This window comes from Paenibacillus sp. TCA20 (genome assembly GCF_000732325.1).
GTDB classification, from domain to species: domain Bacteria; phylum Bacillota; class Bacilli; order Paenibacillales; family Paenibacillaceae; genus Paenibacillus; species Paenibacillus urinalis.
This window is the reverse complement of record NZ_BBIW01000019.1, coordinates 41,061-64,323: the sequence shown is the minus strand read 5'-3', so window position 1 is coordinate 64,323 and position 23,263 is coordinate 41,061. Positions and strand designations below refer to the sequence as shown.

The following is a 23,263-nucleotide window of genomic DNA, read 5'->3' as shown; positions in this document are numbered from 1 at the left end:
GAACCACTGTCGATGACGACGGTGGTTTTTTTATTTTGTCTATTTATATATATGAATGAATCGTTTATGTAATAGGTAGTAACATTTTTGTTACGGATTAAAACACATGAGAAGTTATAATAGAATAGGGTTCTTTTAACATAGAGATCGTGTCACTTCGCAACAAAGGGGGAATTTCGACTGCGTTACAGAATGCTATGTCTCTATGCTATCATCTGCTTCACTATCATCCTTACCGCCTGCAGCCAGGGCACATCGTGGGACTCATACGAGGGTGCAGTGAATGTTAATACTTTTCCCGTACCTAAAGAAGCCAATCGAATGGATCGAGCATCGAACAATCCAGAAATGGATTATGTACAATACACTCTGCCTGGTGTAGGGAAGAATACAGATATACCTCAAGAATATATTAATGAAATTATAGAGTGGGGCTGGAAAGAGGATACGGCGGCCGAGGATACGAGCAACACGGACTCTGCCCCTCGCATTTTCGTAAAAGATAGCACCCGTGTTCATTTATCCCTGCATAATGGCTATCTGACGGTATTGGTACCCACACAGGACCCTTCCATTATTAAACCTAAGACCGTAGACAGTAACTAGACATTCACGAGAGTGAAGGTCTTTTTTATATGTATAGAATGAGCCGTATCCGCTCTATTTCATTGAATATAGTAGGCAACTTCTTGATGGGATATTTTTAAATAGCCGTCTTTTCTTTGTCTGAATAGCCATAGGAGGCACGTGAGACGCGGCGCCATCAGCCATACATGCCAAAATAACAAGCTCATCGCAAATGAGGGAGGAGAAGCGACGATAAAAACAAAGACAAAGACTAGACCGATCCAGGTCATATGTAAATGAATACGGCTAAAAAGAGGATAAGCAATATGTTGGGAAGGAATCAGTCCTATCCAGGGAGCTCTCCAGGACCAATGCCACCGATGAAGCTGCCGATTACGAAGAAGAAGGATAGAACGAGATACTAAATAATGAATCCATATCATGGTTACACAGGACAACAGAAAATACAAAAGCCCAGACCAAGTAAAGAAGACGAGGCAGGCGAACAGCATAATGAATGTTAAGCTTAAGTAACTAAGTAAAGCTGGCCTGGATATATTGATTTTGCGGATAAGACGATATTGATAGTAAGTAGCCTGATCTCCGATTACCGCGGACATTCCATTCATAACCTCCTATTCATAGCAGAGAACGGCTCTTGATACGAGCTGCATAGCAATCAAAAGACCGAATTTATATATTATATATCGGATGGCTGTCTGGAAAAATTTAAATGTTACGCATAATTGGGTACAGACACCTATACGTATTAGGTTGAATAGCATAGGTTATGGAAATAAAGTAGAGTTTCACTATGAAAAGGTTTAAAATAGTAGAAACTGTACCATACTGATAGCAAAAGGAATGAAGGTGGGATCGTATGGAAACACAACAAATGGAGCACACGTGCATTGTTTGTGAGCAGCGTAAGAAGGAAGGCATTTTTATAGTCTCTGAGTTTATTTGCACAGATTGTGAGACCGAGATGGTACACACTGACGCGCAGGACGCCAAGTATCCATTTTTTATTCATCAGTTAAAGCAGATTTGGCTGCATCAAAATAATGTATAATAGACAAGTCATAATTATGAACTTATTTTTAAAGGTCTGAGTAAGGCCTTTTTATTTTTTCTAAATTAAATAGATGGGTCCAGAGTAAGTTTGATATGATATACCTTTAAAATGTTTTACAATGGAAGAAGGATAATGACGGAAAGGTTTTATGATCTATGGGAAACCAGCTTGATAAGCATAGAGCACCTTTATATGAAGCACTTTTGAAATACAAATCATCTCAACAACGAACCTATCATGTTCCAGGTCATAAAAATGGACAAGTATACTCAGATGCATACAGCCGATTCATGCAAGACATCCTGAGTATTGATGTGACTGAAATAACAGGAACAGATGATTTACATCATCCTGAGGGTGTCATTTTAGAAGCTCAGCATCTGGCGGCAGATTGTTTTGGCGCTGAAGAGAGCTACTGGCTCGTCGGAGGCAGCACTTCAGGAAATATCGCCTTACTACTTACGGTATGTACAGAACCTGGTGATCTTATACTTGTTCAGCGAAACGTTCATAAATCGGTGTTACACGGGTTAATGCTGGCCGGAGCTCAGGCCGTCTTTATGTTACCGGAGATGGATCATCAATCCGGGTTAGCTACAGCTCCTTCGGTCGAGACGGTTATGGCCTCCCTTGAAGCCTATCCGCAAGCAAAGGCTGTATTGATTACGATGCCGAATTATTATGGAATGGGCTTCTCTATCCAATCCATTGCAACAATATGCCATCAATTCCACGTTCCGCTTCTTGTGGATGAAGCACATGGCGCACATTATGGAATGCACCCAGATGTCCCGGCATCCGCGTTGTCGGCTGGAGCAGATGGTGTGGTTCAATCCACGCATAAAATGCTGTCGGCGATGACGATGGGAGCCATGCTGCATGTACAGGGAGAGCGGATCAATCGGACACTGCTGAAGCAGCGCTTGTCCATGATCCAGAGCTCAAGCCCTTCGTACCCGCTCATGGCTTCGCTTGACTTGGCGCGCCGGCATCTTCATGTGCACGGCGCAGAGGCTTTCACGGCTGGCCTCGCTGCCGTGGATACAGCAAAGCGCGGCATACAGTCGATGCCGCGCTACGGTATACTGCAGCCACAGACAACAGCGGCTGCAGGCTATACCGCTCAGGACCCATTTAAACTTGTCATATATGACAAGTCAGGGGACCTGAGCGGTTACGAGCTGCAGCGAGAGCTTGAAGCTCACGGCTGCATGCCAGAGATGAGCGACGACCGTTACGTCGTCCTCCTGTTTAGCCTGGGCTCTACAGAAGAGGATGCCATGCACCTTTTAGGTGCACTCATGCATATATCGTTAGAGAAGGAGCCCAGAAATAAAGACAGCACAGAAGCAAACAACAGTCCTGTTTCCACGTGGAACATTTTGCAATCTGATGTCTATTCCTGTCCCGTCCCTTTTGATATGCGAACCAGAACGGAAGAAGATACCGAATCTGTTGAACTCAGCAAATGTGCTGGCCGCAGAGCAGCGGAGATGGTGATTCCTTATCCGCCTGGTATTCCGATCCTGTATCCAGGAGAGCTGATTGGTGAAGCTATGCAAGAGCGCTTAATTGCACTTCGCAATGCAGGGGCCAAATGCCAAGGGACGCGTGATTCGAGTTTAAATCAGCTGCTCGTTATACAAGAAAAAAGCTAGCGAACACTGAATATTTCAAATAGATCAAGTTGAAAACGTAGTTTAGGAGAGATACACATTGCCGATAGGAAAATTGATTACATTTGAAGGTGGAGACGGCTCCGGTAAAACAACCATGATTAAGAAGCTGTCTGCGTATCTAGAAGACAAGAAAATCCCATACTTAATGACACGCGAGCCCGGTGGAATTGATATAGCAGAGAAAATCCGCTCCATTATATTAAATCCGGAGCATACAACGATGGATGCTCGCACCGAAGCATTGCTCTATGCAGCTGCCCGCAGGCAACATCTTGCAGAGAAAGTCATTCCCGCTCTTCAAAAGGGCGTGATGGTCCTGTCTGACCGCTTTGTCGACAGCAGTTTGGCTTATCAAGGATATGCCAGAGGTCTTGGTATGGAGGAGGTTCGCTCCATTAATGAATTTGCTACAGATCATTTATCACCCGATTTGACACTTTACTTTGATATTAGTCCAGAACAAGGATTAGCTCGAATTGCTGCCAATCAAGGGCGTGAGGTGAATCGGCTGGATATGGAAAACCTGTCGTTCCATGACAAGGTAAGAGAGGGATATCTAATTCTCGCGAAGCAAGAGCCGGATCGAATTCAGGTTATTGATGCTTCTTTGTCACAAGAAGAGGTGTTTTGTAGCTTAATTACGAAGCTAAGGTGTGTAATAGAGGATATTTGAGGGTATATGTCTAATTATTAAGTATTTAAGAAGTACTGTACATCTCTCAGGTACGCTTTGAATCAAATTTTTAGGATCTTAGTATGGGTTATCACTGCAGCTTAAGATTCTTATGGACTAAGTTTTATTCTTCATTATTTGTCGAACTCCCTTAGATGGGGGAAGACTCATCATATCTTTGAAGGTTACGCTGCCTTTGGGCAAGAGTGGCCTACTCTGGAATAGAGTAGTGACTTATGCTTTATTCTAAAGCTTGATCCATGGTTTAAGGCAGGTTGAAGCATTAGTGCTGAGCAGGACATTATTTAGAGGAGGCGTTTCAAGATGAAACTTATTGTTGCGATTATTCAGGATAAAGACAGCAATCGTTTATCTAGTGCACTGGTCAAAGCGAACTTCCGGGCGACGAAGCTGGCGAGTACAGGTGGATTTTTGAAAGCAGGGAACACCACATTTATGATCGGGGTGGACGACAGCCAGGTTGAATCCGTAATGAACGTGATCCGCAGCAGCTGTAAGGTAAGAGAGCAGCTCGTTACTCCGGTTACACCAATGAGCGGAACGACCGATTCTTATTTACCCCTTCCTGTAGAGGTTCAGGTAGGAGGAGCGACCGTGTTCGTTCTGCCAGTTGATCGATTTGAACATTTTTAAGAGCAGTCTTTTGGCAACAGAAAGCAGGGATATCTTGTGAAAATCAATCCAGGATTCAGACCACTTCAGAGCGGCATCAATTCGAATGAGAATAATACGAAGCCTGTGCAAAATAAAGGTTTTGCGGATATGATGCAGCAGCAGGGTGAACGAGCTTCTCAGGCAGAGCTGACTCGGCGGTTGAATGAAATCCAGCTGCAAGGGGATCGATTAGCGAGATCGATGACCATACGAGAGCTCAAGGCCTATAAGCAGCTGGTTAAGCGATTCTTAGATGATACGGTAAGAAGAGGCATAGCTACGAAGCAGACCAAAGGCTGGGACCGCCGTGGACGCGGTAAGAAGTATCTGCTGCTTGATGAAGTGGATGCCGCGCTGGTTGCTATGGCGGAGGAGCTGCTTCAGAGTGAGCAGGGGAAGATAGAGCTTCTGCAAAAAATCGGCGAAATTCGGGGAATGCTGATTAACTTGAGCTTTTAAAATCTCATAGCTTATGACGTAACCAAAGACAAGTGATTTCGATCGCTTGTTTTTTTGTAGATAAGAGCAGGCGTTAAATAAGCCGATTGATTTTTTGGCTGAAGAAATGGAAAATGTTTTTTTGTGAATACTAAAATTAAAATGGCTGCGTGTCATGGTATAATGAAGATTAGAGGATTGAACTAAGGATATCCTTCTTTCGAGGTTTTGCTAAGATGGATGATCTTTTTGGTTCTACTCTTCTAAATGATATATAATATCTCATGCTGACTTTTGGTGTGTAACAAGTGAAGTTCTAGACCGCAGCAGCTTTTTTATAGGGGAGGAACTCATGTCATTTCGTGAAATTTTGGGGCAAGATACAGCAAAACAAATGCTGCAGGGCGGACTCCGCAAGAACGCGATCAGTCATGCTTATATATTCAGCGGTCCATCCGGCAGCGGACAACGTCAGATGGCAACAGCATTTGCCCAATCTATTTTTTGCACTCAAAATGCAGACGATGCATGCGGTGAATGTCTGGAGTGTCGGAAGGTGAAGCATGGGAATCATCCAGACCTCCATTATGTAGAGCCTGAAGGCGCAAGCCTCAAAATAGATCAGATTCGCGATTTGCAAAAAACTCTTTGCCTATCGGTCTGAAAAAAACTAATCCTAAGATTTATATTATTGATCAGGCGGATAAAATGACGGTGCAGGCTGCGAACAGCATGCTGAAGTTCCTGGAGGAGCCGCCGGTGCCGGCAGTAGGAATACTGATCACGAGCAACAAGGGAGCTATGCTTCCTACGATTTTATCTCGAACGCAGGAGATCCCCTTTAAGGCATTGAATCCAGAGCTGGTTCAAGAGATGCTGCAGAAGGAAGGATATGCTCCCGCGCTCGTCAGAACAGCTTCATTTTTAAGCGCCGGACTTGATTCTTGCAAGAATTTGCTTGACCAGAATTGGTTTGCAGAAATTAGAAATGTAGTGTTACAATTAGGGAAAGAATCTCTGTCCAGAGGCGATATTGCGCTGATTTCTGCCCAGCAGAAGCTGTTCAAGACAGGGCTTTCTGAACATCTTGAACTGATGTTTGAACTCTTTCACTTATGGTTCAAGGACATGCTTTATGTTATTTACGGTAAGCAGGAGAACGTTATTTTTATAGATCAACTCAATACACTCTCTACCATTGCTATGACTCGTACAACCGAACAATGGGTGTCCTATATGGACTTGGCTGCAGAATGCAGGAAGAAGCTTCGGTATAATGTGAATGGTCAGCTATGTGTAGAACAACTACTAATTGGACTAGCCTCTTGAGGTGGAGCGCGCAAGTATGAGGTGACTCGATCTCAGGGACGTTCATTCTATACCCTAGCACAGTCCTAACATGATACGCTTCTCGATTGCGGCCCTGTCTTCAGGCTTCGATAGAGGTTTATTGGCATACAAGGGGGTTAATTTTTTTGTATAATGTAGTCGGTGTCCGTTTTAAGAAAGCGGGCAAAATTTATTACTTTGATCCCCTCGATCTTCCTATTGAAAAAGATTCTAGCGTCATCGTAGAGACAGCGAGAGGGATTGAGTACGGCAAAGTCGTTATAGGAAAGAAAGTTGTTGGTGAATCTGACGTTGTATTACCTCTGAAGAAGGTAATTCGCATTGCAGGTGACTCGGACGCCAAAGTGGTGGAAGAGAACAAGCTTGCTGCAAAAGACGCATTTGGCACCTGTTTAAATAAAATCAAAGAGCACGGACTTAAGATGAAGCTTGTCGATGTGGAATTCACATTCGATCGAAATAAAATCATATTTTATTTTACGGCTGAAGGACGTGTCGATTTTAGAGAGTTAGTTAAAGATTTGGCCAGTATTTTTCGGACACGGATTGAGCTTCGCCAAATTGGCGTTCGTGATGAAGCGAAGATGCTGGGAGGGATCGGTCCATGTGGACGGATACTCTGCTGTTCATCTTGGCTGGGTGATTTCGAACCGGTATCCATTAAGATGGCCAAGGATCAGAGTCTGTCCCTGAATCCAACCAAAATATCCGGACTTTGCGGCAGACTTATGTGCTGCTTGAAATTTGAGCATGATAATTATGAGAGCGTCAAGGAAGAGCTGCCGGCTGTCGGTAAGCTTGTCGTAACCTCGTTAGGTGAAGGCAAGGTTGTTGGCATTCACGCAGGCAACCGCAAGGTACATGTTCAATTGTTTGAAATCAACAAAGTAAAAGAGCTTTCTATGGATGACGTCGTCATCAAGTAACCATTATGTTTGCTTTCGGGGTGGGATCTTGGAGAAAAAATCGATTTTTGCGCACATTCTTGAAATGGAAACACAAATGGGACAAATGCATAATGATCTTGGCGAGTTAAAAATGATTGTAAAGGAACTGCTCGAAGAGAATCAACGTTTGACGCTGGAAAATGAACAGTTGCGCAAGGTCCTAAAGCGGGAGTCCTCTTCGGAGACACCTGCACCAGCTCCCAAAAATCCTGTACAATTAGTACCCGCAGCCGAGACTACCGAAGAGGTGGTTGGAGAGGGTTACGATAATTTGGCAAGATTGTATTACGAAGGTTTCCATATTTGTAACGTTTATTATGGGCATTTACGTACAGAGGGCGATTGTTTGTTCTGTCTGTCATTTTTGAATAAGTAACGAGCCGTAGGGATACCCTACGGCTTTTCTATTAACAATACAAACATGAATCATTTCATAATACCTTTAGTTGCTTCAATCAAGGGTATATCCATTAATATAAATCAGGCAGGTATCAAAATGAGCATAAACAAGATTAAGCTACAGCCATCTGAACGATTGGATGATCTGTTAACTCATGATTTGCGTATTATTCAAAGCGACGAGGTATTCAGCTTCTCAATGGACGCTGTGTTGCTGGCCAGATTTGCAGGCCTTCCCAAGCGGGGAAAGGTCCTGGATCTCTGTACAGGGAATGGGGTCATTCCACTCCTCGTGTCCACAAGAACAAAAGCATCGATCGAAGGAATTGAGATTCAGCCTAGAATTGCCGATATGGCCAGACGAAGTGTCATGCTGAATGAGCTCGGAGACCAGATCATGATTCGGGAAGGGGACCTGAGAGCACTCTCTGGCATTACAGGTTATGGAGTCTATGATGCCATTACTGTTAATCCACCCTATATGCCGTTAAACGGCAGTGATATTACACTGAATGAGCATCAGGCGATCGCCAGGCATGAGATCCATTGTACTTTGGAGGAGGTGCTGAAGGCTTGTATGCATTTAGTACGTACAGGCGGAAAAGTATCCATGGTACACAAACCCCAGAGAATCGGTGAGATCATCACCTTAATGCGTAAATATCGGTTGGAGCCGAAACGAATTCGCATGGTTCATCCACGAATCGATAAAGAAGCGAATATGGTGCTCATTGAGGCTTTAAGAGATGGCAAACCGGATGTCAGAATGCTGCCGCCGCTGATCGTGTATAACGAAAATGGGGAATACTGCAAAGAAATTATGGATATTTACTATCCGAGTACATGACTAGCGCTGGATTGGATAGAAGCAGCATCCATGAAACGTGGAACTGGAGAGGAGTTAGCAATGAGTATTCAAGTACAGAAGAGCTTTGAACAAAAAGAAGGGACAGGTACATTGTATCTTGTAGGTACGCCCATCGGTAATTTGGAAGATATCACATATCGGGCGGTAAACACCTTGAAGTCATGTGATATCATTGCCGCGGAAGACACAAGACAAACCCGTAAGCTATTAACTCATTATGAGATTAGCCCTGAGCTGTTGTTTAGTTATCATGAGCATAACAAGGAAGCCAGTGGACCTGAATTAATTCGATATATAATAGAAGGAAAAAATTTAGCCCTCGTCAGCGATGCTGGTATGCCAGCCATTTCTGACCCTGGTTCAGACCTGGTCCGTCTTGCCATTCATGCAGACATTCCCGTGGTGACGGTGCCAGGAGCGAATGCTGCTCTGTCCGGACTAATTGCGTCTGGTCTTGGAACCGAGAGATTTACCTTTGTCGGATTTCTTCCCCGTGAGAAAAAGGACATTACGGCTATTCTGAAAAGTTTCGGCGCATCGCAGGGCACCCTGCTGTTTTATGAGTCGCCGCATCGGGTACAAAAAACGTTGACCGTCATGCAGGAGTTATGGGGTAACCGCAGAGCAGTGCTCGCCAGAGAGCTGACCAAGCGTCACGAGGAATATGTGCGAGGGAATCTACAGGAGTGTATAGAGTGGCTTGAGGAGCATCCGCCCCTAGGTGAATATTGTTTGATTGTAGAGGGAAGAAGTCAGGACGAAGAGAAAGAGCTGCAGAACGAGTGGTGGCAGCATTTAAGTCTTACAGCGCATGTGGAGCACTATGAGAAGGAAGGCCTCTCTCGCAAGGATGCGATGAAGAGTACGGCTGCAGACCGCGAGCTATCCAAAAGGGATGTATATAATGCTTTATTAAAAGAGGGACGATAGACCTTATGCGGATTACAAAGAAAAAACACCTTCTTCGGCAGATTGGATCTGACGAGGAAGGTGTCTAAGGAGATATGAAAAAGGTTAGAAATAACAATTATATATTCACAAGAAAAGCGAGCATCTATATTAAAGGAATCGTAATGATTACTGATTGAAAGTATGCTTTTCTCTATCCAAAATTGATTATAACCTATTTTACTTAATTTGTCACAGGTGCCGGAATTTCAGAAATACATTCGTGACAAACAATTTTACCCTTGAAGTAAGTTACGTTCTCAGCGTTGCCGCAGAAAATACAAGCAGGCTCATATTTCTTAAGCATGATGCGCTCACCGTCTACGTAGATTTCAAGAGCATCTTTTTCACCAATACCGAGTGTACGGCGCAATTCGATAGGAATAACAACCCGGCCCAGTTCATCAACTTTTCTTACAATACCTGTAGATTTCATCATTTTATACTAACTCCTCTCGCCATCGCTTATTACTGTCATGATTCGACATTATTTTATCTTTTATGCTAATCATCATACCAACCATTCCCAAATCAGTCAACATTGAAAATGAAGAATTAAGTTAACATTGTATGAAGAAAGGGAATGAGTACTGGTATTAACGATGATTTTCTAGTATCTATCTATTATTATAACGCGTGTCGATTTGGAAATCAAAACTGCATCATCATTCGACAAACTTTGTCGTATAATGTCGAATATATGAAGTGATTTGTATGGAAAAAGTCGAAATCCGACTTTAGTTGCACACAATTGAATTTTGTTATAAGAAATTAGGTTGAAAAAGGAGCTGATTATCGATGGAACAAAAGCTTAGCGAAGAGAAAGTATTCAAAGACCCTGTTCATAACTATGTGCACGTTCAGGATCCGATCATATGGCAGCTTATCAATACCCCTGAATTTCAGCGTCTTCGCCGAATTCGACAATTGGGGACTACATATTTGACTTTTCATGGAGCAGAACACAGCCGTTTCTCTCATTCTTTAGGTGTGTATGAAATTACAAGGAAGATCATATCGCAGTTTGAACGGAATGAATATCCCGATTGGCCAAAAGAAGAGAAGCTTGTCGCTCTATGCGCAGCTCTGCTGCATGATGTTGGACATGGCCCATTTTCTCACTCCATTGAAGAGGCGTTTGATATGGATCATGAAGAATGGACCTGTAAAATCATACTGGGAGATACAGAAGTAGGGCGGATACTGGGTACCGTAGGTCCTGATTTTGCCCAAAAGGTCGCTTCGGTTATTGCCAAGACGTATGACAAGCCTATAGTTGTTAATCTGGTTTCTAGTCCACTTGATGCCGATCGAATGGATTACTTACTGCGAGATGCCTATTATACCGGAGTGAATTATGGAACTATTGACCTTGACCGCATACTTCGAATGCTGCGTCCTTACCAGGGGAGAGTTGTCGTTAAAGATTCAGGAATGCATGCCGTAGAGGATTATTTAATGTCGAGATATCAGATGTATTGGCAGGTGTATTTTCACCCGGTCACTCGAAGCTCCGAAATTGTCCTGCGTCAAATCTTTAGAAGAGCCAAGGAACTTGTAGCAGAAGGGTACATATTTGACTTCATGCTCAGACCTCTCCTTCATCTGATTAAGGGGGATGTGTCGGTCACAGACTACCTTCGTATCGATGAATCCACGATTCAAGCTGCCTTTAATGAATGGACCTACGAGAAGGATCCGATTCTGAGTGAGCTTTGTACCCGGTTCCTGGACCGTAAGCTCTATAAGTATGTGGAAGTGGATTATATTGAGCAGAAGGATATCAAGCGGATTGAAGATGCATTTCTCAAGGCAGGCTTGAATCCAGCCTATGACCTTGAAATTGATTTTCCTACCGATCTGCCGTATGATGTGTTCCGACCTGATATTGCGGAGAGCAAGAGACAGATCATTATTCTAGACAAGCAGGAAAGACAAAGAGATATATCCGAAGTATCCGAGATTGTTCGCTCCATTAGCGGCATGCAAAAAGGGAATTATCATTTATACTTCCCACAGGAGAAGCTGATGAATGCACTGCCCAAGCTTCCACCGGAAATTGCCGGCATGTTCAAATAATGTGAGACAAGATACAGCTTTGAAAGGAGTAAGAATATATGATGTTATTCGACACACATACCCATTTGGATGCACCTGAGTTCGACGCTGACCGCGAGGAAGTGATTCAGCGCGCTGTCGAAAAGGGGGTTACCCGAATGATTAATATAGGATTTAATCGGGAAACGATTCCTACTACGATGAAACTTGCTGAAACCTATGATTTTATCTATGCGGCAGTAGGCTGGCACCCTGTCGATGCCATCACGATGAAGGATGGAGATTTAGAATGGATTGCATCATTATGTAAACATGAGAAGGTTGTTGCAATCGGTGAAATTGGCTTGGATTATCATTGGGATACTTCTCCCAAAGAGGTTCAGCATGAGGTGCTGCGCAAACAAATCGGACTGGCTAGAGAGATCGCTATGCCGATTGTGATTCATAACCGGGATGCACATGAAGATATTATTCGAATTCTGCGTGAAGAGAAGGCGCATGAAGTGGGCGGAGTGATGCATTCCTTCTCAGGCAGCTGGGAAACTGCAAAAATGGCGCTGGATATGGGCTTTCATATCTCCTTCGGAGGGCCGATTACGTTCAAGAACGCGAAGCAGCCCAAAGAGGTGCTTGCAAAGGTACCGCTAGACCGGCTCTTGATCGAAACGGATGCTCCATACTTGACTCCACATCCATTCCGCGGCAAGAGAAATGAGTCAGCTCATGTGGCCTTGGTAGCAGAAATGGCAGCCGAGCTGAAGGGTATTTCTGTGGAAGAATTGACAGAGATTACGACCGCAAATGCACTGGAACGATTTGACATTCGTTAAAAGACAGAGGAAAATAGACGAAAAAGTGAGTAAAACGGAGCGATTAAACTTTTTGTAAGACTTTTTCGCTGATTATTACAAATTTTTAACCAATTATTTAGAAAAACATAGTTGAATACTGCTTTACAACATGTATCGAAACAGGATATCATCGTTTCAGTGAATTGTTGATTGTTGGTAAAGTCAATTTTACATTCAGTTGATTTACCACTTTGAATTCACTTCATGAGTCATTCTCGCTGAATCTTTTGTAATTTAACAAAGAACGGGGGAACCGATATAGTGGTCTGCTGCTAGTCAGAAGATGGAATTAAGAGAGTTGTCTCTCTTGCTCTGACCACTGTATTTGATTTCAACACTTGAGTCTTGGGGTGAACGTAAAGGACAGCTGCCATGAGCAGCCTGGATCTGAGCGGGGGCGACTCTTACGCCCGAACCCGACAGCTAACTCCGTAAGCGTATTGAAGAGGCAAAACTCGTGCATGATGTTTCCGATATTCTCATTTGAACTTATCGGAGCCACGAAAGAGTTCCTCTTAAACTCTTTTTTGGCTTCTTTGTTTTAGGAGAATAAAAGTTACATTGTCGTCATACTGTTGGTTAACAGGAGGTGACATCATGCTGCGAAGAGTGGCACATGATGCAGAATCGGACGGGAGTTTCTCCGGTTTTGTAGACAAATCGGTATAGTCGCGTCAAATACAATCATGCAATACTCTTGACGGCGGGACTATGAAGGAGGACGGAGGAAGTGGGAAATTTCCAACTAGAGGAGACCCATGAGTCACCATCATCCAGCAAGTCTTTCGCGTTGCGATGGAAGCATGAGAATCTGCGTCAGATCACACTAGTCGCAATCTTCTCAATCGCACTGTTAGTCATGATCTCACTCATTGTGTATGGTCAGGGAGGCAAAGAAATCTCAATTGTCGTGGACGGCAAGGTTCAAGCCTTGGAAACACGTGAAGGAATGCTTAGTGAAGTGCTGGATGAGCATTCAATCGCAGTCAGTCCACATGACGAAGTATCGATGTCTTTGAGTGATGAGATTGAAGATGGGGATCGAGTAACAATTAACCGGGCCGTAGCGATTAACGTGACGGCAGATGGTGAGACAGAGCAAGTTTACACGACACAGGATACAGTTAAAGAAGCACTCGCTGCTCATAGCATCGAAGTATTAGAAGATGATAAAGTATATCCCGCTGCTGACACTGCGGTGAAGGCGGATCTTAATATTCGAGTAGTCCGGGTAACCAAGCAAACAGCGACACAAGAAGCTTCGGTTCCGTTCAAGGTAATCAAGACGGCTGACCCAAGCTTGTACAAGGGTGATAACCGGGTCATTCAGAGCGGTAAGGAAGGCGTGATCGTCCAGACGATCGAGAAGACCTTCCAGGATGGCGAATTGGTGTCTAAGAAAATGACGGGCAAGAAGGTTCAAACAAACCGTGTCGACAAGGTCATTGCCGTTGGAACGAAGAAGAAGCCTGAGCCAGTTCAGGAAACGGTGGTTGCCGCTGTAAGTACAACCGAAGCTGCAGCTACTTCTAAAGCTTCAAATGCATCCTCTTCGAAATCGTCAGCAAATCTGGCTGATAAAGTGAAGAAGGTATCTGCTTCAACTGACAGTGATTCTGTCACGAAGGATGGAGTTACATTCAAGGCCAAAAAAGTGCTGAGCAATGTATCTATGACAGCTTATTCCTCAGAGCAAGAAGGCATTGGTACGAAGACGGCTTCCGGCACACGTGTACAGGAAGGACGTACCATCGCAGTTGACCCCGATGTGATCCCTCTTGGATGGTGGGTATACATTGAAGGTGTAGGATTCCGTCGTGCTGAAGATACAGGCGGCGCAATCAAAGGGAACAAAATTGATGTGTATTATGACAGCTTGGAGCAGGCTCTCAATTTTGGCCGCAAAAAAGGTAAAACCGTATACGTTATCGGTCCGGTGAAGCCGGAACTGAATTAAAATATATTTTACAATGCGTCCCTGATGTTATAGTATTAACATCAAGATTAGGTGATGCTATATAAGGTAAACGAAAGTTTAGACAGCAAGTCTATCGTTTGCCTCTTACATGCAGAAGAGGAGTTTTTCCTCTTCTCTTTTTGTTTAGAAAGGAAGTCATGTGGTCATGATTAAAGAAATCATTGTCGTTGAAGGCAGAGATGATACCGTAGCCATCAAGCGTGCAGTGAATGCAGATACAATTGAGACCGGCGGTTCTGCTATAAATGCCCGTATACTTAAGAAGATCGAGCTTGCTCAGCAAAGAAGAGGTGTTATCGTCTTTACAGACCCTGATCATGCAGGTGAGCGAATTCGCAAAATCATATCAAACAAGATTCCTGGCGTGAAGCATGCCTTCATTAAGGAGCAGGATGCGACCCGCAAAGGTGATATCGGTGTGGAGAATGCATCTCCAGACTCCATTCGGGCAGCACTGTCCAAGGTGCATACAACCTATGATGGCGCTAAGCCGCTCATAGACTGGCAAGATCTGATTGAAGCCGGACTCATCGTCCATAAGGACGCCGCAAATCGGCGTATGATGCTGGGCAACATTCTGGGCATAGGATATTGTAATGGCAAGCAGCTGCATAAGCGGCTGACGATGTTTCAGATAAGTCGTGAGGAATTTGTACGAGCACTAGAGCAAATAGAACGTGAGGGATCATGAGAACGTGAAAAATATAGATGAGATTGCAACGCCAAGACGAACGAAAGAGATCATAGCGAAACACGGTTTTTCTTTCAAAAAAAGCCTGGGACAAAATTTTCTGATCGATCAAAATATACTCCATAAAATTGTGGATGCTGCTGATCTGGATGAACATAAAGGTGCACTTGAGATCGGACCGGGAATCGGTGCTCTAACAGAGAAGCTTGCACAGCGTGCAGGGACGGTAACTGCTGTCGAAATAGACCAACGCTTGATACCGATCCTCACCGAAGTGCTGGAACCTTACTCTAATATATATGTACATCATGGAGACGTTCTTAAAACAGATCTTCCTGAATTATTTGCAAAAAATTTCGCGGGCATGGATAAGGTCAGCGTCGTTGCTAATTTGCCTTACTATGTAACGACACCGATCTTGATGAGACTGCTGGAGGAGAAGCTCCCGCTCGACAGCATCGTTGTCATGATTCAGAAGGAAGTTGCAGAACGAATGGCTGCTTCTCCAGGAACGAAGGATTATGGGACGCTAAGCATCGCGGTGCAATATTACAGCGAGCCTGAACTGGTATGTATCGTTCCTCATACGGTTTTTATCCCGCAGCCTAATGTTGAATCTGCCGTTATTAAGTTAAAGGTAAGAGAGAAGCCTCCGGTTGAAGTGAAGGATGAGAAGTTTTTCTTCGAGGTGATTCATGCTTCATTTGCACAAAGACGGAAGACCATCGCAAATAATTTGAAGAGCCGCTTCTTTACCAAAGAAAATAGAGATCAGCTGGAGCCTCTGCTGGAGGCGGCTGAGATTGAACCTACAAGACGCGGAGAGACACTCAGTATTAAAGAGTACGCCCGTCTAAGTGATGTCTTGCTGGAAGCAGGAATCAAGGGTTAAGACTCTAAATAGCCCTACAAGCGGTCCTCCCTTCGCCAAATACGAAAAAGAGATGAACCAAAGCCCTGCCTCGCCCATAACATAGGGTTAGAGGTGATAACGTTGATGAATATAGGAGACTTGGTCGTTCGGAAATCGTATGGGGGAGATGTCACGTTCCGAGTGGACTGCCTCGAGAAGGATAAGGCAGTCATTAAAGGAACCGAATTTAGGCTCCTTGCGGATTCTCCGCTGAATGATTTGATCAGAGTGCCGTATGAGCCTGAGACGAACAAGACGCGGCTGGCACATATTAAAGCAAACGAATCTTACTCGCTATTGCAGAAGCACCGTCTGGAGCAAGCACAGCGTAACCAGGCGGGGTTAGTTGATGAGTGGAGCAAGAACACACAGACAGAGTCTCCTTCTTTTTTTGAAATGCCTGGCAAGGTGCTCCATCTGGATGGAGACCCTAATTATCTTAAGAAAAGCATGGCATTGTATGAAAGACTGCGTGTACCCGCAGAAGGCCATTATGTACATGAAGCTTCCATGGCAGATACACTATATCGGCTCCTGCCGCGCTCACGCCCTGATATTGTCGTCATCACGGGGCATGATGGAGTACTAAAGGGCAGACAGCCCTATGATCTGTATAACATCAATCATTATAAGAACTCATCTAACTTCATTGCAGCCGTTCAGGTAGCCAGACAATATGAATGGCATTTGGATGCGCTGACGATCGTTGCAGGTGCGTGTCAGTCCCATTTTGAAGCACTGATCCGTGCAGGTGCGAATTTTGCCAGCAGCCCCAGCCGGGTATTAATACATGCGCTTGATCCTGTATATGTGGCAGCGAAGGCGGCGTTCACCTCCGTGAAGGATACGATTAACATTAATGATATTATCCATCACACCATTAGCGGCAGTGACGGTGTCGGCGGGCTTGAGTCCAGAGGAAGCTATCGGATAGGCTTACCTCCGCTTCAGGATTTGTCCACTCTTAAGGTCACACCAGCAGCGATCTGAAGCTTACAGAATAAGTATTTAATTCACAGGGACTCCTTATTTCTAAGGGGTCTTTTTCTGCTTCGTATAACAAGGGAGAATTGAGCTGATGATCAGTGAATTGGGAATTTTTTCGATCCAAAAATAGCTGTACTTAATTAAAGCAATAACGTTGCTAAAATATTCGTTGACAACACATTTTTGATGCTGATATAATTGATGATTTGACAAACTCTGAAACACCTTGTATAATGGACAAGGAAAGAGGTGGTCGTTAGCCATGGCTAAAAATTCGCTATTGGATATCAAACGCAGTCTCGACGCTCATGTTGGCCAGAAGATTCTACTTCGTGCAAACGGTGGACGCCGTAAGACAATTGAGCGTACTGGTGTATTGGAAGAAACGTACCCTTCTGTTTTTATTGTGAAGCTAGATCAAGAACAGCAAACGTTTAAACGGGTGTCTTACAGTTACGCCGATATATTGACTGAAGCAGTACAGGTTTCAGTATATGATCCTGAGCAAGTCATCAGCGAAATATCGTACAACGAAGTGTAAGCTTGATTTCTCAAGGCGGCTCTCGTCCATTATGGACGGGGCCGTTTTTTTTATTGCATATTTTTTATTGCATAAGTGAGAGGATTAGCTGCCAGCACCGTCTTATTAAGTGTGAGGGGTTAGTACGGCTTAAGGAGGGCGTTAAACGAGTGCGCATATAATAACCCGCCTAGACACATACTAACGACCGAAACATGAAATTATGAGTCCTTTAATAAGGAGGAAGCCTTATGAGCCGCAGAAGACGCAGTGTAATGTCAGAAGAGCTCAAGTATGAGCTGGCCAAGGACCTGGGCTTTTATGATACTGTTCAGCAAGAAGGCTGGGGCGGGATCAAAGCCAAGGATGCAGGCAATATGGTGAAGAGGGCTATACAGCTTGCAGAGCAGGCAGCACGAAAGGGTCAAGGATAATTAGGAAGGTCCCCTGGATACAGCAGGGGGCTTTTTATATATAGCCACATTTATGAAGGGAACAATATGACTTGACAGTCTGCTTTTGATATAATATGTTAAGTTGTCTTGAGGGAATAGCTGAGGGTGGGTGAGTCGCCTTGAAAATTTATGAAAAAGCTCCTGCGAAAATTAATTTGATGTTGGATGTATTACATAAAAGAAGCGATGGTTATCATGAAGTAGAAATGATTATGACCATGGTTGATCTTGCGGATCGGATTGAAATGTCTGAAATCAAGCGGGACACGATTATGATCTCGAGTCAGGCGGGGTATATCCCCCTGGATGAGAAGAACCTGGCCTTCCAGGCTGCCAAGCTGGTGAAGGACAGATATGACGTTAAAAAAGGCGTGTACATTCATCTCGATAAGAAGATACCCGTAGCAGCGGGTCTTGCAGGCGGCAGCAGTGACGCTGCGGCCACCCTGCGGGGCTTGAACAAGTTGTGGGGTCTCAATATATCCGATGAAGAGCTGAGGCTCCTGGGTGCAGAATTAGGCTCGGATGTGCCTTTTTGTATTACGGGAGGAACGGCACTAGCTACTGGAAGAGGAGAGCAGCTTCATCAGCTTCCGAATCCGCCGCAATGCTGGGTCGTGCTGGCGAAGCCGCCGATTAACGTTTCTACTGCAGAGGTATATGGTCGTGTACGCAGCGATCAGATTCAGAGGCATCCATCCGCCAAAAGAATGGAAGATGCCATTCGCAATCAGTCTTTTGCAGGGGTTTGTAAGGAACTGGGTAATGCATTAGAGGATGTAACTTTGAAGCTGCATCCAGAGGTAGGCCAATTGAAGGAAGCAATGATGAAGCTTGGAGCCGATGGTGTTCTCATGTCGGGAAGTGGACCTACGGTATTCGGCCTCGTTTCAAAAGAATCGAAGGTGCCGAGAATCTATAATGGCCTTCGAGGATTCTGTAAAGAAGTTTATGCAGTAAGATTACTGACATAAGCTTCATTTTTTCCATTTATAGTATAAAAACGAATTGATTGTTGTACAAATACGTACAAAAATGATATATTGAATTGTAAACATTCGGATTTGGAGATAGATCGTGAGGAATCGACGTGAAGAAATTAAAACGAAGCGCTCGTTTAGTAGAAATGACACAATATTTGCTTTCGAGACCACATACACTGATTCCCTTAACGACTTTTGCAGAGCGTTATGGTGCGGCGAAATCTTCGATTAGTGAAGATCTTGCCATTATCAAGGAAGTATTTGAGGATGAAGGAATGGGAGACCTGCAGACACTCGCTGGCGCAGCGGGTGGGGTGAAGTTTATGCCCAAGATGTCCTATGAACGTTCGTTATCCTTCATACAGAATTTATGTGAATTACTCGAACAGCCTGATCGGATTTTACCTGGTGGATATTTATATATGTCTGATCTGCTGGGTCAACCGGCTACAACGAACGAGATCGGCAAGATTATGGCTACCGCATTTGCAGGCCGAGAAATTGATGCCGTGATGACGGTAGAGACCAAAGGCATTCCGCTTGCTTATGCTGTAGGCTCACAGCTCAATCTTCCTGTAGTCCTAGTTAGACGAGATCATCAAGTGACAGAAGGCTCAGCTGTGAGTATCAATTATGTATCCGGCTCTCATAAGAGCCTGCATACGATGTCCCTGTCCAGAAGGGCTCTTCCAGAGAAGTCTCGCGTGCTCATCGTCGATGATTTTATGAAGGCCGGAGGAACGGTGCAAGGGATGATCGATTTGCTGAGGGAGTTTAATGCTGAAGTGGCCGGGGTCGGCGTGCTTGTTGAGTCGGGGGAAGTGGATTCAGAAGAGCGTCTGCTTCATGATTATGTTTCACTGGCCACACTGACAGCAGTGGATCCCAAGACGAAGCAAATCTCAGTTGCACCAGGCAATTATTTTAACCGAAGCGAGTGACATCGACTTCCCTGATACAGAGGGATTTCTATCGATCTTTCGCAAGTTTTGTCGAATAGCTCTCGAATTGCACCAAAACTCAAAAAATTCCTTAAATTAGGACATTTTTATGGAAATAAAAAGAAGGAGTTTCTGTATGTTGTGTGGAATTATACACCAAGTTCCGATGGAAAAAGGTGGTGAACACACATGCAGATTACAGATGTCAGACTCCGCCGTGTCAACTCTGAGGGGAGAATGAAGGCTATAGCTTCGATTACGATCGATAATGAGTTCGTCGTTCATGACATTCGCGTTATTGATGGTAACAACGGAATGTTTGTTGCTATGCCAAGTAAACGGACTCCCGATGGAGAATTCCGTGACATCGCCCATCCGATTTCTTCCGGTACACGCGAGAAGATTCAAGCGGCTGTTTTAGCTGAATACGAACGTGCTGCAACTGAGGAAGAGGTTATCGAAGAAGGCGCTTAAGAACATTATTGGGGTTCGAAAGAAAAGAGGGTCATTTTATGGCTCTCTTTTCTTTTTTTCAAGAATGAAGTATATTCATTAATGAGCAATATTGGAGCACGGACTCGTTACCTCCCATAATATGGATTATGGGGTACTTGCTTGTGCCCAATTTAATGTTGACTAGACCGTTATTCCTTTCAAAGTGAACGAGGAATGGAATCCTTTTCGTTCTGTAACAGCAGAATGGATAACATTACAATTTCAGCGCAGGAGGTCGGGATGTTGAAGAAAATGGCTATTGTACTTGCCGCAGGGCAGGGCAAACGAATGAAGTCCAAATTGTATAAGGTGTTGCATCCTGTATGCGGCAAACCGATGGTCGGCCACGTTCTGGACACCGTAAAACGTGCAGGCGTTACTCGTAACGTTGTCGTGGTTGGACATGGAGCAGAAGCTGTACAATCTTACTTGGGAGCTTCCGCAGAATACGTATTACAAGAGCAGCAGCTTGGCACGGGACATGCCGTTAAACAGGCTAAGGATTTGCTAGGTTCTGAGGAAGGAACTACGATTGTCATTTGCGGCGACACTCCGCTCGTTACAAGTGAAACACTCGAAGGCTTGATGCAGCTGCATGAAAGCCGCGGTGCTGCAGCTACCGTTCTGACCGCTCATATGGACAACCCGGCTGGTTATGGCCGTGTCATTCGGGGCGAGGATGGATCTGTAACGAAGATCGTTGAGCAGAAGGACTGCAACGATGCAGAGAATGCAGTTCAAGAGATAAATACAGGCACCTATTGCTTTGACAATGCCAAATTGTTTGAAGCTCTGGATAAAGTTACGAACAACAATGCACAGCAAGAATATTACCTGACTGACGTTGTTGGTATTTTCCGTGAAGCGGGCGAAACGGTTGAAGCCTTCATGACCTATGATGCAGCAGAATCGATTGGTGTAAACGATCGTGTTGCTCTATCCGAGGCGGAAGGATTTATGCGCGAACGTCTTGCACGCAAGCATATGCTGAACGGGGTAACCATTATTGATCCTTCTTCCACCTATATCGGTGCGGATGTTGAGATCGGCGCAGACACTGTCTTGTACCCTGGAACGATGCTCAAAGGCAACACCAAGATTGGAGAGCAATCGGTCATCGGTCCGAATACAGATATTGAGAACAGTGTCATTGGCGATAACGTTACCGTTAAACAGTCCGTATTAGTCGATGCCGAAGTGGGTAATGAAACATCAGTAGGGCCTTTCGCGTATCTGCGTCCGGGGGCCAAGCTTGGAGAACAAGTGAAGGTCGGCGATTTTGTCGAGATCAAAAATGCGACCATTGACAATGGCTCGAAGGTTTCTCACTTGAGCTATGTTGGCGACGCAAAAGTCGGTAAGAATGTGAATATCGGCTGCGGCGCGATAACTGTGAACTACGATGGATATAATAAAGCTGTCACTGAAATTGAAGATGATGCCTTCGTGGGCAGTAATGTGAATTTGATTGCTCCTGTCAAAGTAGGTAAAGGCGCCTATGTTGTTGCGGGTTCGACCATTACGCATGCTGTTCCGGAGAATGACCTTGCTATTGCAAGATCGCGTCAAGAGAATAAACCTGGCTATGCAGAGAAGATTCGTGGACGTGCGAAAGCCAAGAAGAATAACGCTAATTCCTAATTTTTGCTGTATTTCGTGATGAAGCAGCGCCGACGTTTAGACACAAGCAGATCTAAAAATAGATTCCAATGAACCAGCACGGAGGTTTTTTATTTTATGACTTATTTTGATTCCAAATTAAAAATATTTACTTGTAACTCGAACCCGAAGCTTGCACACCAAATTGCTGATTACATTGGTATTCCTATGGGCGAATCCCATACTACGAGTTTTAGCGACGGTGAAATTCAAGTGAAGCTGTCTGAAAGTGTACGTGGTAGTCATGTTTACATTGTTCAGTCGACTTGTGCCCCAGTAAACGACAACCTGATGGAGATGCTGGTCATGATTGATGCATTGAAACGTGCATCTGCCAAAACGATCAATGTCGTTATTCCTTACTATGGATATGCAAGACAAGATCGGAAGGCACGCTCAAGAGATCCGATTACGGCTAAGCTTGTAGCTAACCTGATTGAAAAAGCGGGAGCGACACGCGTCATCGGGATGGACCTGCATGCTATGCAGATTCAGGGCTTCTTCGATATTCCGGTAGACCACATGCTGGCGGTTCCGATCTTGGCACAGTATTTCCGTTCCAAGCAAATTGAGAATCCAGTTGTTGTGTCTCCGGACCATGGCGGCGTTGTACGCGCACGCAAGCTGGCGGACTTCCTGAATGCTCCACTTGCGATTATTGACAAACGCAGACCAGAGCCTAACGTTAGTGAAGTGATGAATATTATCGGTAATATTGAAGGCAAGACAGCGATCTTGATCGATGACATTATCGATACTGCGGGTACAATTGTGCTTGGTGCCAATGCACTTATGGAAGGCGGAGCCAAAGAAGTGTACGCTTGCTGTACGCATCCTGTATTGTCAGGCCCTGCGATGGAGCGTTTGGAGAATTCACCGCTGAAGGAAGTTATTGTAACGGATACGATTCCGATTACACATCCGAATCCAACGAAGAAACTGAATGTTCTATCCGTCGCTCCATTGCTTGGCGAAGCCATCATTCGGGTTCACGAGGAATTGTCGATTAGTAAATTGTTTGAAATCGAATAAAGATCTGCATGAAATAAGAAAAAGGGGTTACGTTGTCGTCTAGGACGACAATGTAACCCCTGTCGGCGTATCCCGGTTATT

Annotated in this window: 24 protein-coding genes, 1 pseudogene and 1 riboswitch; of the genes and pseudogenes, 24 read left to right on the top strand and 1 reads right to left on the bottom strand. The window is 44.5% G+C overall.

Going from position 1 to position 23,263, the window contains the following annotated elements; genetic code table 11:
* Positions 1-279: 279 nt before the first annotated feature.
* The 11 genes and pseudogenes from TCA2_RS24250 to rsmI all read left to right on the top strand — a co-directional run bounded on the left by TCA2_RS24250 (position 280) and on the right by rsmI (position 9,601).
* On the top strand, positions 280-606 hold the full coding sequence (locus tag TCA2_RS24250; protein ID WP_143042164.1) for a hypothetical protein: 327 nt from the start codon (positions 280-282) through the stop codon (positions 604-606).
* An 841-nt stretch (positions 607-1,447) separates the two neighbouring features.
* Complete coding sequence (locus tag TCA2_RS24240; RefSeq protein WP_047914181.1) at positions 1,448-1,639, top strand: sigma factor G inhibitor Gin; 192 nt, start codon at positions 1,448-1,450, stop codon at positions 1,637-1,639.
* Positions 1,640-1,797: 158 nt separating this feature from the next.
* Positions 1,798-3,300 (top strand): aminotransferase class I/II-fold pyridoxal phosphate-dependent enzyme, encoded by a 1,503-nt coding sequence (locus TCA2_RS24235; protein WP_047914180.1) that lies wholly within the window; start codon positions 1,798-1,800, stop codon positions 3,298-3,300.
* Between the two features lie 58 nt (positions 3,301-3,358).
* A complete protein-coding gene (gene tmk, locus TCA2_RS24230; protein ID WP_047914179.1) occupies positions 3,359-3,994 on the top strand; it encodes a dTMP kinase in 636 nt (211 codons plus the stop codon).
* Positions 3,995-4,318: 324 nt separating this feature from the next.
* Positions 4,319-4,648 (top strand): cyclic-di-AMP receptor, encoded by a 330-nt coding sequence (locus tag TCA2_RS24225; protein WP_047914178.1) that lies wholly within the window; start codon positions 4,319-4,321, stop codon positions 4,646-4,648.
* Positions 4,649-4,684: 36 nt separating this feature from the next.
* A complete protein-coding gene (locus TCA2_RS24220) occupies positions 4,685-5,128 on the top strand; it encodes a YaaR family protein (RefSeq protein ID WP_047914177.1) in 444 nt (147 codons plus the stop codon).
* A 331-nt stretch (positions 5,129-5,459) separates the two neighbouring features.
* Positions 5,460-6,436, top strand: a pseudogene (gene holB, locus TCA2_RS24215) (DNA polymerase III subunit delta').
* Positions 6,437-6,582: 146 nt separating this feature from the next.
* Positions 6,583-7,383, top strand: coding sequence for a stage 0 sporulation family protein (locus tag TCA2_RS24210; RefSeq protein ID WP_047914176.1), 801 nt, complete (start codon positions 6,583-6,585; stop codon positions 7,381-7,383).
* 28 nt (positions 7,384-7,411) lie between these two features.
* Positions 7,412-7,780: a DNA replication initiation control protein YabA gene (gene yabA / locus TCA2_RS24205; RefSeq protein WP_047914186.1), complete on the top strand. Its 369-nt coding sequence runs from the start codon at positions 7,412-7,414 to the stop codon at positions 7,778-7,780.
* 120 nt (positions 7,781-7,900) lie between these two features.
* The gene (locus TCA2_RS24200) at positions 7,901-8,650 is read left to right on the top strand and encodes a tRNA1(Val) (adenine(37)-N6)-methyltransferase (protein WP_047914175.1); all 750 of its coding nucleotides are present in this window, start codon (positions 7,901-7,903) and stop codon (positions 8,648-8,650) included.
* Positions 8,651-8,710: 60 nt separating this feature from the next.
* Positions 8,711-9,601, top strand: coding sequence for a 16S rRNA (cytidine(1402)-2'-O)-methyltransferase (rsmI, locus tag TCA2_RS24195; RefSeq protein WP_047914174.1), 891 nt, complete (start codon positions 8,711-8,713; stop codon positions 9,599-9,601).
* Positions 9,602-9,803: 202 nt separating this feature from the next.
* Here the strand turns inward: rsmI and TCA2_RS24190 are convergent, their stop codons facing one another.
* Positions 9,804-10,058, bottom strand: a complete 255-nt coding sequence (locus TCA2_RS24190; RefSeq protein ID WP_047914173.1) for an AbrB/MazE/SpoVT family DNA-binding domain-containing protein — start codon at positions 10,056-10,058, stop codon at positions 9,804-9,806.
* Positions 10,059-10,417: 359 nt separating this feature from the next.
* On the opposite strand from TCA2_RS24190, the gene TCA2_RS24185 reads away from it, so the two are divergent.
* The 13 genes from TCA2_RS24185 to TCA2_RS24125 all read left to right on the top strand — a co-directional run bounded on the left by TCA2_RS24185 (position 10,418) and on the right by TCA2_RS24125 (position 23,182).
* Positions 10,418-11,698, top strand: coding sequence for an HD domain-containing protein (locus tag TCA2_RS24185; protein WP_047914172.1), 1,281 nt, complete (start codon positions 10,418-10,420; stop codon positions 11,696-11,698).
* Positions 11,699-11,736: 38 nt separating this feature from the next.
* Positions 11,737-12,507: a TatD family hydrolase gene (locus TCA2_RS24180; RefSeq protein WP_193746115.1), complete on the top strand. Its 771-nt coding sequence runs from the start codon at positions 11,737-11,739 to the stop codon at positions 12,505-12,507.
* Positions 12,508-12,734: 227 nt separating this feature from the next.
* Positions 12,735-12,981, top strand: a riboswitch (cyclic di-AMP (ydaO/yuaA leader).
* Between the two features lie 277 nt (positions 12,982-13,258).
* The gene (locus tag TCA2_RS24175) at positions 13,259-14,485 is read left to right on the top strand and encodes a 3D domain-containing protein (RefSeq protein WP_047914171.1); all 1,227 of its coding nucleotides are present in this window, start codon (positions 13,259-13,261) and stop codon (positions 14,483-14,485) included.
* A 166-nt stretch (positions 14,486-14,651) separates the two neighbouring features.
* Positions 14,652-15,197, top strand: coding sequence for a ribonuclease M5 (rnmV, locus tag TCA2_RS24170; RefSeq protein ID WP_047914170.1), 546 nt, complete (start codon positions 14,652-14,654; stop codon positions 15,195-15,197).
* 4 nt (positions 15,198-15,201) lie between these two features.
* Entirely contained in the window at positions 15,202-16,089 is an 888-nt protein-coding gene (gene rsmA, locus TCA2_RS24165; RefSeq protein ID WP_047914184.1) for a 16S rRNA (adenine(1518)-N(6)/adenine(1519)-N(6))-dimethyltransferase RsmA, read from the top strand.
* A gap of 105 nt (positions 16,090-16,194) precedes the next feature.
* A complete protein-coding gene (yabG, locus tag TCA2_RS24160; RefSeq protein WP_047914169.1) occupies positions 16,195-17,100 on the top strand; it encodes a sporulation peptidase YabG in 906 nt (301 codons plus the stop codon).
* A gap of 259 nt (positions 17,101-17,359) precedes the next feature.
* Positions 17,360-17,638: a biofilm formation stimulator Veg gene (veg, locus tag TCA2_RS24155; RefSeq protein ID WP_047914168.1), complete on the top strand. Its 279-nt coding sequence runs from the start codon at positions 17,360-17,362 to the stop codon at positions 17,636-17,638.
* 230 nt (positions 17,639-17,868) lie between these two features.
* Positions 17,869-18,051, top strand: coding sequence for a small, acid-soluble spore protein, alpha/beta type (locus TCA2_RS24150; protein WP_047914167.1), 183 nt, complete (start codon positions 17,869-17,871; stop codon positions 18,049-18,051).
* Between the two features lie 140 nt (positions 18,052-18,191).
* Complete coding sequence (ispE, locus tag TCA2_RS24145; RefSeq protein WP_047914166.1) at positions 18,192-19,046, top strand: 4-(cytidine 5'-diphospho)-2-C-methyl-D-erythritol kinase; 855 nt, start codon at positions 18,192-18,194, stop codon at positions 19,044-19,046.
* Between the two features lie 116 nt (positions 19,047-19,162).
* Positions 19,163-19,996 carry a pur operon repressor gene (gene purR, locus TCA2_RS24140; RefSeq protein ID WP_047914165.1) on the top strand — a complete coding sequence of 278 codons (834 nt, stop codon included), beginning with the start codon at positions 19,163-19,165 and terminating at the stop codon, positions 19,994-19,996.
* Positions 19,997-20,185: 189 nt separating this feature from the next.
* Entirely contained in the window at positions 20,186-20,470 is a 285-nt protein-coding gene (gene spoVG, locus TCA2_RS24135) for a septation regulator SpoVG (RefSeq protein WP_047914164.1), read from the top strand.
* A gap of 261 nt (positions 20,471-20,731) precedes the next feature.
* The gene (glmU, locus tag TCA2_RS24130) at positions 20,732-22,132 is read left to right on the top strand and encodes a bifunctional UDP-N-acetylglucosamine diphosphorylase/glucosamine-1-phosphate N-acetyltransferase GlmU (protein WP_047914163.1); all 1,401 of its coding nucleotides are present in this window, start codon (positions 20,732-20,734) and stop codon (positions 22,130-22,132) included.
* A gap of 96 nt (positions 22,133-22,228) precedes the next feature.
* A complete protein-coding gene (locus TCA2_RS24125; protein WP_047914162.1) occupies positions 22,229-23,182 on the top strand; it encodes a ribose-phosphate diphosphokinase in 954 nt (317 codons plus the stop codon).
* Positions 23,183-23,263 lie beyond the last annotated feature (81 nt).

Coding starts and splice junctions, on each gene's coding strand:
- rnmV (WP_047914170.1), top strand. CDS start 14,652: ATGATTAAAGAAATCATTGTCGTTGAAGGCAGAGATGATACCGTAGCC.
- TCA2_RS24150 (WP_047914167.1), top strand. CDS start 17,869: ATGAGCCGCAGAAGACGCAGTGTAATGTCAGAAGAGCTCAAGTATGAG.
- rsmI (WP_047914174.1), top strand. CDS start 8,711: ATGAGTATTCAAGTACAGAAGAGCTTTGAACAAAAAGAAGGGACAGGT.
- TCA2_RS24225 (WP_047914178.1), top strand. CDS start 4,319: ATGAAACTTATTGTTGCGATTATTCAGGATAAAGACAGCAATCGTTTA.
- glmU (WP_047914163.1), top strand. CDS start 20,732: ATGTTGAAGAAAATGGCTATTGTACTTGCCGCAGGGCAGGGCAAACGA.
- TCA2_RS24190 (WP_047914173.1), bottom strand. CDS start 10,058: ATGATGAAATCTACAGGTATTGTAAGAAAAGTTGATGAACTGGGCCGG.
- TCA2_RS24240 (WP_047914181.1), top strand. CDS start 1,448: ATGGAAACACAACAAATGGAGCACACGTGCATTGTTTGTGAGCAGCGT.
- TCA2_RS24200 (WP_047914175.1), top strand. CDS start 7,901: ATGAGCATAAACAAGATTAAGCTACAGCCATCTGAACGATTGGATGAT.
- TCA2_RS24125 (WP_047914162.1), top strand. CDS start 22,229: ATGACTTATTTTGATTCCAAATTAAAAATATTTACTTGTAACTCGAAC.
- TCA2_RS24235 (WP_047914180.1), top strand. CDS start 1,798: ATGGGAAACCAGCTTGATAAGCATAGAGCACCTTTATATGAAGCACTT.
- TCA2_RS24180 (WP_193746115.1), top strand. CDS start 11,737: ATGATGTTATTCGACACACATACCCATTTGGATGCACCTGAGTTCGAC.
- veg (WP_047914168.1), top strand. CDS start 17,360: ATGGCTAAAAATTCGCTATTGGATATCAAACGCAGTCTCGACGCTCAT.
- yabG (WP_047914169.1), top strand. CDS start 16,195: ATGAATATAGGAGACTTGGTCGTTCGGAAATCGTATGGGGGAGATGTC.
- TCA2_RS24185 (WP_047914172.1), top strand. CDS start 10,418: ATGGAACAAAAGCTTAGCGAAGAGAAAGTATTCAAAGACCCTGTTCAT.
- spoVG (WP_047914164.1), top strand. CDS start 20,186: ATGCAGATTACAGATGTCAGACTCCGCCGTGTCAACTCTGAGGGGAGA.